Origin of the sequence: Fuerstiella sp. (assembly GCA_022447225.1) — a bacterium.
Classification (GTDB): domain Bacteria; phylum Planctomycetota; class Planctomycetia; order Planctomycetales; family Planctomycetaceae; genus S139-18.
Window position 1 is genome coordinate 75,414 of record JAKVAZ010000007.1, and the last position, 13,420, is coordinate 88,833.

A 13,420-nucleotide genomic window follows, 5' to 3' on the forward strand; every position below is an offset into this window, starting at 1 on the left:
TGAACCAGTTCTTTTTGCAGCGGGAAGCCGGTCTCGAGGGAACGGATTCCCGCTGAGCTGTGCGAATTGTCGCAACGGTTGCTTTGTATCGACTTCTGTCGTCCGGCGGAATCAACCGATTCGGAGTGATTCTGCCTCTGTATCAGACTCATTGTCTCCGAACTGAGGGGATTCGACGTGCAGGAAATGCCGGTAACAGCATCTCAACGAACGCCAGGCAGAGTATACCTTCTTGGTCTGCTTTTGACCGGGGCGTTCTATGCAACGGCTCCGTTTATTCCAGGAATTCAGCCGTTCGTTCGTCGTTACTTTTGCAGCCATCCGATTGAGGTTCTAAGTACGGCTTTGTTCTTCTGCGGGATTGCGGTCCTGTTCCATCGACTTTTGCGACTGCGGGCCGAAAGATCTGCAATTCGAATTGTCGAGGAATCTGCGTCTCACTGGGGTGCAGGAAGCAGCGCAGCGTTGAGGAACTGCTATGAAGCTCAACCAGCCGGTTTTCAGAAGACTGCGATCGCGGAACGACTGCGTGACGCTGTGCAGTATGTTAACGGATCCGGTGACTCGGGCCTGGAACAGCACTTGCGGTATCTGGCGGAACTGGCAGCTGATCGCCTGCATCAGAGTTATGCGTTGATTCGCACCATCACCTGGGCAATTCCGATCTTGGGATTTCTGGGAACCGTAATGGGAATCACGATAGCCATTGCAAATCTCACACCGGAGCAACTGGACTCGTCGCTTCCTGAGGTGGTTGGCGGACTGGAAGCCGCATTTGATACGACCGCACTGGCACTGGGAATGTCCATCCTTCTCGTGTTTGCTGCATTTGTAACGGAACGAAGCGAACAGAATGTTCTCAACATTGTAGAACGACTGGGTATTAACCACATTCTGCCGCGTTTTGCGTCGCAACCGTTTGGGCATTCGTCTGTTCTTCCTGATGCCGATGACTGGAATCGCCAGTGTGAAGCTCTGCAGTCCGTCTGGACTGATACTCTCAGCCAGCATTTTGAGTTGCTTTCAGAAAGACTGCAGTCTGATGTTGAACTCACGCTGGATAGTCACCGTGAAGCGGCAACTGCAGCACGGTTCAGCCTGGATCAGACGATGAAAGACAGCGCAGCAGAGTACGCAAAGACAATGACAGAGAGTCTTTGCAGTTTTTCAGATCGTGTTGATCACTGGCAGCGGGCGATGCTGGTCAGTTCCACCTCCGCGGCGGAACAGACTGAGGCAATTCATCAACTAGGCCGCACACTGATGAAAATGAATGAGTCAGAAGAACGACTGGCAGGTCTGCAGAAGCAGTTGAATGACAATCTTCAGGCGGTTCGGACTGCTGACGCACTTGAACAGGCGGTGTCCAGTTTGTCGGCGGCTGTCAATCTGTTGACGACAAAAACGTCGCACCGCACGGCTGCCTGACCGCAGTGACGTCATGACCTTCTGTGTTATCTGTTAGCACAACCGATTTCGTCGCATGGATTTCAGGAGACCGATCTCAGACCGATGGGCAGAGTCTTCCCGGCTGACTGAAGGACGTTGAAGGTGTAACAGCACGAGATGGTAACACGTCGAAACGAAAAAACGATTTCGCTGTTCCCCTTTTTGGCAGTCCTTGTCTGCACGATGGGGGCACTGATTCTGCTTCTGCTTGTCACAACGCGACGCATACGTCAGAAGCAGCAGGCCACGCCTGTTGAAACTGTTCTTTCAGATTCCGCTGTCGTTGAGCCCGTATCTCAGCCGGCAGGTGGCGTCGATTCCGGAGCGACAGTTGCGGAATCAGTGTTGGCGAGTGTTGAACTGGCAGTCGCTCGGCAGCAGAGCCTGGAAAACGAGCTAAGTCTCAAGGTTTACAAGCGAGACCATTCAGCATTGTTTCAGCAGGTCAGTCGGCATACCCGGGAAGTGGCGGAACTAAAGTGTGTGCTGGAAGCGGAATGCGAAAACAGCAATACAGCGTCCTCAGACAATAACACATTAACCCGAGAGTTAACGGATCTTCAAAATGAGAGAGTCAAGCTGGAGGATGAGCTGAAAACGTTTCGAGAGTCGGTCAGGCAATCGGAGGTCAAACGGTCGGCGGCAGAATCGATGGTGGTGACAGCAAATCAACTGATTGAAGAGCGGCATTCGGCGCTTCAGGATCTAAGTGAGATTCGCCAGGATCAGCTGGCTGATCCCGGGACGACAGTAACGATCATTGAATTCAGTAACTCCGCCGGCACAGCCAGAACTCCCATCGTTGTGGACGTGACTGGCAGCGAATTCGTATTTCCGGCAACGCAGATCAAAATTCGACGAAGTGATATGGAGGGTGTGTTACCGACAGACAATCCTCTGTTGTCCGGTGTACTGGCAGTGCACCGCAAACGCTGCTCTGTCTCATCAGGGTCGCGACCTTACGTCCTGTTGCTGGTGAGACCGGCAGGCACGCTTGATTTTTATCTTGCTCAGCGAATATTCACGGAATCCGGCATTCATTTTGGTTACGAGCTACTGGAAGAGAACGCAGCCATTGCAGCAGCACAGCCAGTCGAAGGTGAAGCCGATGTTCTGGAGACTGCTGTCCGGCACTCACTTCAGCGGCGTGACCAACAGGCTCGGATTGCCTTCTCACTTCGTCAGAGGATTGCGGCTGCGCGGGGTGCCCGGCGCGACAATCGCGACCGTTCGTATTTTGGTTCAAATGAAACGACCGCCAGTGGTCGTCGCCGCTATTTTAGTGAACCGTTTGATGATACGGAACTGGACGAGTCCTCACAGAATCCATTGAAACGGTATGCAGAACGGACCCAACCTGAACAGGACAGTTCCGACAGGCACAGGAGCTTTGGTTCTTCAAAGTTTCCGCACGGGGGTGCGGACGAATCAGGGGATCCGGCAGCCCGATTTTCAAATCCGGAAGAAGTGCGGAAAGAAGTCTGGAGGTCGATTCCGTCCGTGGCCGAGGCGCAGAATCATGTTGAAGGAGCACTCGCCCAGGCTCTTGCTGAACGCAGGCGGCGACAGGATCGGAATCGAGGAAGCAGTGCCGGTACAAAGTTTTCCTCCAGCGATTTACTGAAACCGCAACGGACGCGGGAGAAGGGGTCTCCGGACGTTCGGGGCAGTGGTGACGGTGACTTATCAGATGAGTTTGTGAATACATCAACATTCGCTGAGTCCGATGTTGAAGAATTTCGGGCTGAGCAGCAGCCACTGACTCCGCGACCGGTTCCGCAAAATTCATCCCCTCGTCATGCCGGCGGGAATTCGGTACCCGGAGGGACTCAACCGGGACGTCCTTCGCAGGAGGGGCACAACCACCGTCCGAATGAAACTTCAGTTGATGCCTTAAATCCGCCGGACAGCACGATGGCCCGGACAAGTGCATTGTCTCCGAAAGGGGGATCAGCCGGAGGCAGTCCGAGCCGCACAATCACTGGTGGTTTGATCACGTATAAACAAGTTACCATTTATCTTGATCCACAGCATTTCACCATCGCCGGTCAACCATCGGTGGCACTTCACGGACGGACGGTCAGTCACATCACTCAGGAGCTGGCGGACCGACTGTTTGAAATCAGCTTGCAGAACCCGCATCCGCTGGTGGAAATGACAGCACCTTCTGCAAAATTTGTGGTCAGCCCCGGGGCTCACACCTTGTATCTGCAGCTGGCGACCGGTTTGCACAGATTGAGGATCCCCGTGGCTTCCATGGTGAGTATGGAGGCATTTGTGAGGAGTGATGACCGAGTTTTTGAACCAGTCACAAAACCTGCTGTGCAGCAACCGACGTCTCAGTTCTCCGATGTGGGGGACCTGCCATGAATCGTCGAAACGCCGGTGGAGACCCGGAATTCGGTTCCGACTCGTTTCTGGACATTATTGCCAACATCGTGGGGATTCTGATCATTCTGATTGTGATTGCAGGAGTAAAAGTTGCACGGCAGCCAGTGATTGCACCGAGTCTCAAACCCGTCACTCACGCCACATCGAACTCCGAGAAAATTCAATCGCGTTTCCTGACGACTGAAAGATACATAAAGTCCGTTGCACTCAGTCACGAACATGTCGAGCACCTGCGGAATGAAACGAATCGACACGCTGCACAGGCAGGTGCGTTACAGGATCAAATAAACGATTTGAAGATTCAAACGGAAGAATTAACGGTCGAAGAAAGTCGACTTCTGAAAGAGTCTGAAAGTTTCACTGACAGAATTTCTGCGATTCAACAGCAGACACTGCGGTCAGAAACAGTTCTGACTTCACTGGGAGAGGAGGCTGAGGAACTGCGGGGTATCATCACCCGATTGCGCGATCAGTCAGCTGGGGAGAAAACGCGACATGATTTGATTCTAAAGTCAACGAAAACCGCTTTTGCCAACCAGGAAGCTGCTGAACAGCAGCTTCGGCAGATCAGCGCGCAGACTCAGAAGCTGAAGGAACTTCTCGAACAGCAAAAGGCAGAACCCGCTCCGGAAGACAATCGACTGGAACACCGTCTGACGCCTGTTGTACGCACCGACAGTGATCAGGAACTTCATTTTCGTTTGAGCGGAGGCCGTATATCTTGGGTTCCGCTTGAGGCACTGTTGGAACGTCTCAAACGACAGGTGCCAAATCGAGTTGATGTGATTCGTCGCTTCGGTCGTTATGAAGGGGTATGTGGGCCGGTGGGAGGCTACATTATGAACTATGCGGTCGAGCGTCACCTGCCGTCACCGCTGGAACGTCTGAACGCTGCTTCTTCGATGTTTCGTGTCTCTGTTTCACGCTGGACGGTGAGTCCGATGGAGTCGCTCCAGGCGGAACCCGTGGAAGAAGCGATGGCATTCGGTTCTGCGTTTCGCCGGATTCTGGAGGCTGCTGATGTGGATTCGCTGATGACAATATGGCTCTATCCGGACGATTTCGTCTGTTTCGGGCAGCTCAGAGAATTCGGACACAGATTGGGTCTGCGGGTGGCGGCCCGTCCGCTTCCCCGTAATGCAGAAATCAGTGGATCGCCGGGGGGGAGTCGATCCGGCGGACAGTAGGAATCAGCCCAAATCCGTGTTTACGGGTTGATTCAGGTCCGCTTCGCATGAATCCATATCGAGTGGACCCGCGTCACGTGCTATATTTGTGCGGCTCAGCATTGATGTGTTAAGTCAGTTACGAAGTATTTCCTGGATATCAGTTTCATGGCAGAACTTAACAGGTACAGCAGTCGCATCACTCAACCGCGTTCACAGGGTGCCTCCCAGGCCATGCTCTACGCGACAGGTATGAGCGATGAAGATATGAACAAGGCGCAGGTCGGCATTGCCAGCGTCTGGTATGACGGTAACAGCTGTAATATGCACCTGCTGGACCTTGCTGACAAAGTTCGCGAAGGTGTTCAGCAGGCTGGTCTGGTCGGCATGAGGTTCAATACCATCGGGGTCAGTGACGGGATGTCGATGGGTACCGAGGGAATGTCATATTCGCTGCAGTCACGGGACCTGATTGCGGATTCCATCGAGACCGTTATGGGAGGCCAGTGGTACGATGCGAATATCTCACTGCCCGGCTGCGACAAAAACATGCCCGGCTGCGTGATGGCCATGGGCCGGATTAATCGACCGTCGATCATGATCTATGGCGGGACAATTCGTGCAGGCTGTAATGCAAGCAGTGACAAACTGGATATCGTGTCTGCATTTCAGTCCTACGGTGAGTATCTGGCGAAATCGATTTCCGATGAGGAACGTCAGGATATCGTGCGCAACAGTTGTCCGGGGGCAGGTGCCTGCGGTGGAATGTATACAGCCAACACGATGGCATCTGCGATTGAAGCGCTCGGAATGAGTCTTCCGTACAGTTCATCGATCCCTGCAGAAGACCCGCAGAAACTGGAAGAATGCCGTGCCGCAGGTGCTGCAATTCGGGTGCTGCTGGAGAAAGACATTAAGCCCCGTGACATTATGACACGTATCGCGTTCGAAAACGCGATGGTGACCGTGATGGCACTTGGAGGGTCAACGAATGCTGTTCTACATTTGATTGCCATGGCTAGAACGGTTGATGTTGATCTTTCTCTTGAGGACTTCCAGGCAGTCAGTGACCGGATCCCGCTTGTGGCGGACCTTAAACCGAGCGGCCGCTTCGTTATGGAGGATCTGCATACGATTGGCGGTACCCCGGCTGTGTTGAAATACCTGCTCGAACACGACCTGCTGGACGGAACCTGTCTGACGGTTACCGGAGAAACACTGGCCGACAATCTGCAGGACCTTCCCGGACTCAGCGAAGGCCAGGAAATCATTCAGCCGATCGACCGGCCGATCAAGGAGTCGGGACATCTGCGCATCCTGCGCGGAAATCTGGCACCCGAGGGAGCTGTTGCCAAGATCACCGGCAAGGAAGGCCTGAGGTTTACCGGAACAGCACGCTGTTTTGATTCCGAAGAAGACATGCTGGCCGGACTGGAACAGAATCAAATCGACAAGGGAGACGTGGTCATTATTCGTTATGAGGGGCCTCAGGGTGGTCCCGGCATGCCCGAGATGCTCACACCCACGTCGGCCATTATGGGAGCCGGTCTTGGATCGGACGTGGCACTGATGACCGATGGTCGATTCAGTGGCGGTTCACATGGGTTCATCGTGGGACACATTACGCCGGAAGCCCAGGTGGGCGGCCCTTTAGCACTGATTAACAACGGGGATTCGATTACGATCGACGCGGAATCGAATCGGATTACGGTCGATGTTTCCGACGACGAACTCACAAAACGTCGGGAGGAGTGGACGGCTCCGCCGTTCAAGGCGACTCGAGGGACACTGTACAAATATATCAAAACTGTGAAGTCAGCTTCAGAAGGCTGCGTGACTGACGAATGACTCTGTGTTAATCGTTTCCGTCGTCCGTCGTAGAAGCTGCTGTCTTCTGCGGGCTCGATTATTTATTACACGGTTCAGAGCACTGACTGTTTGCCATGTCCGTTCCCGCCACTCCCCGTCCGCTGGTCGTCATCAATGTTGTGGGGCTGACGTGGGACATGATTGGTGCGAACACGCCAAATATCGGTTCGTTGCTGGATACCGGTTTCGGACGACCTCTGCAGACTGTTCTGCCGGCAGTGACATGCAGTGTTCAGGCATCGATGCTGACTGGTGTCATGCCCGCGGAGCACGGAATCGTCGGTAACGGCTGGTACGACCGGGAGCTTGCTGACGTGCAGTTCTGGAAACAGTCCAATGCACTTGTTCAGGCTGAAAAGGTTTTTGAATCGGCCAGACATCGGGATCCTCTGCATACCACCGCCAAAATGTTCTGGTGGTATAACATGTATGCGGATGTCGCCTGGTCTGTCACCCCGCGACCGTGCTATCCTGCAGACGGTCGAAAAATTCCGGATATTTACAGTCACCCTGCTGATCTGCGTGATCGACTGCAGGATCGTCTGGGACCTTTCCCGCTGTTCAGCTTTTGGGGGCCGACTGCCAACATTAAAAGCAGTGCGTGGATTGCTGATGCGAGTCTGGAGATTCTGCGGGAGAAACGCCCGTCGTTACTGCTGTGTTATCTGCCGCATTTGGACTACAATCTGCAGCGGCTGGGGCCGAAGGATCCGGCTGTTGCCGAAGACGTCTGTCAGGTCGACCACGAAGCCGGAAAACTGATTCACGCGGCGCGGGATCTGAACGCTGATGTGATCGTATTGTCTGAATACGGAATCAGTGAGGTGAGTCACCCGATTCATATCAATCGAATTCTGCGCGAATCGGGATACGTGACGGTGCGGCGAGAAAGTCCGGGCTGGGAAACGCTGGACGTGGGGGCCTGCAGGGCGTTTGCTGTTTCCGATCATCAGATCGCGCACATTTACGTCAGGTGTGAAAGCGATCTTGCCGGTGTGCGGGCCCTGCTGCAGAAAACACAGGGGATTGAACATGTTCTGGATCGCCATGCTCAGAGGCAGTTTGGGCTGGATCATGCCCGGAGTGGTGATCTGGTGGCTGTCAGCAGTCGAGATTCCTGGTTTACTTATTACTTCTGGCTCGAAGACGCACTTGCTCCGGATTACGCCCGCACGGTCGATATTCATCGTAAGCCAGGCTATGACCCTGTTGAGTTATTTGTGGACCCGTCGATTCGAATGCCAATGCTGCGTGTTGCCCGTCGACTGGTGAGAAAGCATTTGGGGTTTCGATATTACATGGATTTGATCGGACTGGATGCGTCAATTGTCAAAGGCAGCCATGGTCGACTTCCGGATGAATCTCAACTGGATTCAGATTCGGCTGTGTTTTTGTGTTCGAACCGATCTGTGGAGCAGGATCGTATGAAGGCAACGGACCTTCGGAATCTGATCCTGGATTTGCAGTACCGGGTTGAATCTCGGTCCGCAGATCGATTGCCTGAATGAGGCGATCGATGTTTTGCAGATCCAGGTTTGATCAATAACCCCGTATCGGCGAGCTGCATCCGGCGCTGTTCTGACTAATGTTAAGTCCCGTGCAGAGGAAAGCCGGCAGGCAATCTGCTCGTTCTTCTGAAATCAGGTTTTGAGTGGCGGGAACCCCGGTAATCAGCTGAGACGCAACTGACAGCAGTTCAGTTGCTGTGATTCGAGGTTGTTTTTTTTAAACTTGGGATCTGAACACTGCGTTGCGCAGTCAACGGTTAAGCCGGAATACATATTGTTAAATCCATACCGGACAGTCTGCTCAAAGTCTTATGTCAAACGACGGTTCGTCAAGTCAGCTCAGCTGCTGGATCTACCAGGCGTGTCTGGTGGAAGTTTTGTCAGAGAAGCCGGGCAATGTGTCACCTCGCCATCGGTTTCGAGACTCGACGGTTAATGATTTCATCCGTTCCGCCCAGGTCTCTGCACCAATTCTGGCACGTAGTACTTCGTGTAATGTTGGCCGAACGATTTACGACGCCGCAGTAGCGACACGCCATTCGGCAGGACACAACACAAATCTCGGAATATTACTGTTGTTGGCTCCAATGGCAGCCGTTCCGGCTGCCGTTTCTGTTAGTGAAGGAATTGACGGCATTCTGGCCGGTCTTACCGTTGAGGACGCCGACTGGGCTTATCGTGCGATCCGTCTTGCTCAACCGGGTGGCCTGGGGCAGTCGGCAGCTCAGGATGTGCATGAACCGCCGTCAGAGACTTTGCTGCAGTGCATGGAACGGGCTGCCGATCGGGACTTAATTGCTCTGCAGTACAGTAATGGTTTTCACGAGGTATTGGGTGTCGGACTGGAATTGCTGATTGACTCATTCAGCTGTGTTGATGACCAATATCGAATTGGCTGGCTGGCCCTGAAGCTGATTGCGGAATATGGTGATTCACTGATTGCTCGCAAGGTTGGCCAATCAGTCGCTGCCGATGTGCAGCAACGTGCTTCGGCGGTGATCGGTGCAGGTTGGCCCGATACTGCCGGTTCGTGCCAAATGTATAATGAGCTTGATACTTATCTGCGTTCAAACGGCAATCAGCTGAATCCGGGGACAACCGCCGATATGATTGCAGCCATCATTTATGCAGGGCTGCAATCGCGGTGCTACAGCATTCCTGCTGAACTGCTTCATCAAATTAATTTTGAGGAACAAATGTGACGTCCACCTTCGAATGTCGTGTTACCAAGGATTCACTGGTCTTTAGTGCGGCACACTTCATTACGTATAATGGAAACATTTGTGAACGTCTTCACGGACACAACTGGCGGGTGGATGTGGTGGTGGCCGGGCAATTGGACGAAAACCATTACGTCTATGACTTCATAGCGCTGCGGGATGCGACCCGAAAACTGGTCAGCCGGCTGGATCATCGGGTCCTTCTGCCGGATCGCCATCCGCAGATCGTGGTTGAAAGTCATACCGGCAGTGCCGAAGTGACGGCGCGGTTTGATACGCGTCGCTGGGTCTTTCCTGTGGACGACTGCTGCATCCTTCCGATGGCCAACACCACGGCTGAACTGATTGCGGCCTGGTTTGCCGAAAATCTTTTTGAGCATCTTGATTTTGAGCAGATGAGCCTGTTGTCGCAGCTGAGAGTAGGCATCGAAGAGAATTTTGGCCAGTGGGCGTGGTGCTGCAAATCAGTTTGATTCGGGCCTGTGGACCAGCCGACTCGCCTGCCGGTGAAGATTGGATTCAGCTTCCCGACCGAAGCCATCGGTGGTGTAAAAAGTGTCGGGGAATCGCCGGCGGCGTTTTCCGTTGGCGGGGCTGGTCATTTGGGCAAAGACACCTGTCAGCCGACCGCACTGAAATTTCGCAGCACAGGATTATCCGTAGCGGGTCCGGCTGAATGAACTGTGAATTATATCGGGTTTGGCCAGTGGTACAGCATGCCATAGATGATCACGCCCGTAACGGATACGTACATCCAGATCGGCAAAGCGACACGGGCAAGTGCCCGGTGCCTGTCCCAGCGTTCTGCTGCGGCATGCTGAAAGATGCGAATGGCAAAAACGGGTACTGTTGATGCCAGAACGACGTGGGGCCACAGAATGAAGTAGTAAACGGTCCTGGCTGTCGAACTCCCCAGAAAAGGCCGGCCACGCTCTCCTGTGTAGTGTTTGAGTGCCCAGTGCGAAGTCAGATAACATCCCAGAAACACGACAGACACGACAAAAGCAGAGATCATTAGGTTACGGTGCATCTCCCGATGTCCGTTGCGGATTGCAAGCCAGCCCAGTGTCAGAAGGACGGCTGCTGTTGAATTCAAAAGTGCGTTGGCCACAGGCAGTTTTTTGGCCCACCGGGGTAATCGTCGATCGATGTTCGCCAGCCTAAGTGACGTGATCAGATTGTCACTGTGTGACCGATCTTCCGGGGACGAAACATTCGTACCGGAGGTAGCTGCCGTGGTGTCTTTCGATTTTCGAGACGTCGGATTGTTGCCGGCCTGCTGCGTTGAAGAGTCAGCAGGCAAAAACTGTACGTCAACGGGACCACTGGAAGACGAAAACTGCAGGGGGGGAGACGGCGATGGAAACGGTTTACGTCCCAGCAGAATTCCTGCGAGTTCAGAAATGTCGTCCTGATTTGTTCCCAGAAATTTTCCCGTCGGAAATCCTTCACGATTCACCAGAAGCACTCGATTGGAATGCGCCACTTCCATTCCCGGACGCCGGGCGTCGCCGATATTTTCTTTTATAAAAATCCCAAAGCCGTTCACGATAATGTCCTGCACCTTTTCCGTTTCACCGGTCAGAAATTTCCAGCGTTCACGATTGGGGCTGAAGGTTTCAGAATACCGCCGAAGAATCGTCTCGTTGTCATAGTCCGGATCAACTGTGACGGTGACGAACATTACGTCCGGATTTTTCTCGATAACGCGATCATGAAGCGTCTTCATCGATAGTGTGATTTGCGGACAGGTCGTAATACATCGGGTGAAAATAAAACTGACAACCCACGGTTTTCCCGGAAGGTTTGTCAGTCCGAATTCGCCACCCATGCATTCCCTGAGAGTAAAGTCGGGAATTTGTCGGGGCGGAACAGGGGGCCGACGACTATCGGGTTCCGAAATTTCTGTGTCAGGGGCTGTCGAAATCACCGATGTCCTGTCATCAGTGTTTCCTGATGTTGGCCTGTCTTCACTGTCTGGATTCTTCCAGATCATCACGGCGTTCACGATGACAGCGCACCACAGAATGGCTCCGACAACAGCCTTGACGGCTGAGATGCCGCTGCGAAACCTTCGCTGAGGAGTCGACCGGTGTCTCACGCGTGTGTCTCCGGATACAGATTACTGTCGATGACCGGTTGAGAATTCTAGAGCCGGTGCCGGAATGTCCAGCGGCATTCAGGACAACGGCCTGTCGAGTCTTCGTTTCGGGACGGGGATTCTCGAACCCAGCGAGTGCTGTCGGGCTGCTGTTCGTACCCGGAGGACCCTGCATTCGCAAATTTCTCACAGGAAACAACCAGATCGCTCTAACCGATTCAGAGTTGCAGCTGTAGTCTGAGCAACTGGTGTGAATTCAATGTGACACAGGTGCTGAAAGCAGGCAGATGGGTATTCCTCAGGTAGCAATTGTCGGACGTCCCAACGTCGGCAAAAGTTCGCTGCTGAACTGGATGTCCGGAAAACTGATTTCCGTTGTCGACCCTGCGGCAGGTGTGACCCGAGATCGTGTAACCTGGGTTATGCACGAGCACGATCGGTATTTCGAACTTGTCGATACAGGTGGAATCGGCATTGTGGACAGTGATGATCTGTCGGATGACATTGAGCGACAGATTCAGACGGGGCTCGATGACAGTGACCTTCTGCTGTTCGTGGTCGACGCCAGGGCCGGAATTATGCCACTGGACAGAGTGGTGGCAGAACGTCTGCGCCATATTCAAAAGCCAGTGCTGATGGTTGCGAACAAGTGTGATTCAACCCGTATGGATCCGGAAGCACAGAATTTTCTTCAGCTGGCGAATCTTCCTCAGGTTATTACAAGTGTAAAAGGAAATCGAAATCGTACGGAACTGATCAGCAAAGTGGTCTCAATGCTTCCCGCGGCTCAGGAAAATGAATCAGGCGACGGTGCCGAACTGCTGGTGCAGCCGGAATTGAAGCTGGCGATCGTGGGCCGACGCAACGTTGGTAAAAGTACGTTCATCAATCAGCTGGCTGAAACCGAGAGGGTCATTGTCAGCGAAATTGCCGGTACCACCCGCGACAGCATCGACATTCGTTTCGATGTTGATGGTCGGACCTTTGTCGCGATCGACACGCCTGGCGTTCGAAAGCGTAAGAGTATCGCCAACAGCATTGAATTTTACGGGCTGGTGCGGGCTCGCAGAAGCATCCGTCGCTCAGATATTGTATTGATGTTTTTCGACGCCACCCGGACTATCTCGAAAGTCGACAAACAGCTGGTTGAAGAGATATCGAAACATCACAGACCCTGCATCTTTGTGGTCAATAAATGGGATCTCGGCCAGCGGGAAAGCATGACGATTGAAGCATGGAGCGAGTACCTCACAGGGACTTTCGCGTCGATGCGGCATGTTCCGATTGCTGTTCTGACTGCCCGGGACGGACGCAACATACGACAGCTTGTGAATCTGACTCAGGTCATTTCCAAACAGGCGCACCGACGAATGAGTACGGGAAAACTCAATCGTGTTCTTCAGGCCGCGGTCGAACATAACCCACCACCTCTTCGCAGGAATCGAAGGCCAAAGATCTACTACGGGACACAGGTCGCGACTGGTCCGCCAACGATTGTGATCAAGTGCAATGATCCCTCCCTTCTGGAAGACTCGTGGAAGAGATACCTGCTGGGGTATCTTAGAGAAGCCACGCCGTTTCAGGAGGTGCCGATTCGGCTGATTCTGCGTTCGCATGACGATGATGCTGCCGGCGTGCGAATTGAAAATTCGGAATTACGAGACCCCGCAGCGTCGACTGTCGGGGACGTGTCTGTCACCAGCCGGAACGAATAGA

General features: G+C 53.4%; 9 protein-coding genes. 8 read left to right on the top strand and 1 reads right to left on the bottom strand.

Translation table 11 applies throughout. The annotated features are described in order from the left end of the window. Nucleotides 1-186 precede the first annotated feature (186 nt). From MK110_07860 to MK110_07890, 7 genes are all read left to right on the top strand, one after another. Nucleotides 187-1,428, top strand: coding sequence for a MotA/TolQ/ExbB proton channel family protein (locus tag MK110_07860; GenBank protein ID MCH2211203.1), 1,242 nt, complete (start codon nt 187-189; stop codon nt 1,426-1,428). 138 nt (nt 1,429-1,566) lie between these two features. After that, nucleotides 1,567-3,819 carry a hypothetical protein gene (locus tag MK110_07865; protein ID MCH2211204.1) on the top strand — a complete coding sequence of 751 codons (2,253 nt, stop codon included), beginning with the start codon at nt 1,567-1,569 and terminating at the stop codon, nt 3,817-3,819. Then, nucleotides 3,816-5,027, top strand: a complete 1,212-nt coding sequence (locus tag MK110_07870; GenBank protein MCH2211205.1) for a hypothetical protein — start codon at nt 3,816-3,818, stop codon at nt 5,025-5,027. The genes MK110_07865 and MK110_07870 overlap by 4 nt, the downstream gene beginning before the upstream one ends. 147 nt (nt 5,028-5,174) lie before the next feature. Next, nucleotides 5,175-6,854, top strand: coding sequence for a dihydroxy-acid dehydratase (gene ilvD, locus MK110_07875; protein MCH2211206.1), 1,680 nt, complete (start codon nt 5,175-5,177; stop codon nt 6,852-6,854). 95 nt (nt 6,855-6,949) lie between these two features. Continuing rightward, nucleotides 6,950-8,383 (top strand): alkaline phosphatase family protein, encoded by a 1,434-nt coding sequence (locus tag MK110_07880; GenBank protein MCH2211207.1) that lies wholly within the window; start codon nt 6,950-6,952, stop codon nt 8,381-8,383. A gap of 311 nt (nt 8,384-8,694) precedes the next feature. After that, nucleotides 8,695-9,585, top strand: coding sequence for a triphosphoribosyl-dephospho-CoA synthase (locus MK110_07885; GenBank protein MCH2211208.1), 891 nt, complete (start codon nt 8,695-8,697; stop codon nt 9,583-9,585). Then, nucleotides 9,582-10,076 (top strand): 6-pyruvoyl tetrahydropterin synthase family protein, encoded by a 495-nt coding sequence (locus MK110_07890; GenBank protein ID MCH2211209.1) that lies wholly within the window; start codon nt 9,582-9,584, stop codon nt 10,074-10,076. The genes MK110_07885 and MK110_07890 overlap by 4 nt, the downstream gene beginning before the upstream one ends. Before the next feature lie 215 nt (nt 10,077-10,291). Here MK110_07890 and MK110_07895 read toward each other — a convergent pair whose 3' ends face one another. Then, nucleotides 10,292-11,704: a DUF420 domain-containing protein gene (locus tag MK110_07895; protein MCH2211210.1), complete on the bottom strand. Its 1,413-nt coding sequence runs from the start codon at nt 11,702-11,704 to the stop codon at nt 10,292-10,294. A 287-nt stretch (nt 11,705-11,991) separates the two neighbouring features. On the opposite strand from MK110_07895, the gene der reads away from it, so the two are divergent. Beyond that, nucleotides 11,992-13,419 (top strand): ribosome biogenesis GTPase Der, encoded by a 1,428-nt coding sequence (gene der, locus MK110_07900; GenBank protein ID MCH2211211.1) that lies wholly within the window; start codon nt 11,992-11,994, stop codon nt 13,417-13,419. Nucleotide 13,420: the final 1 nt, after the last annotated feature.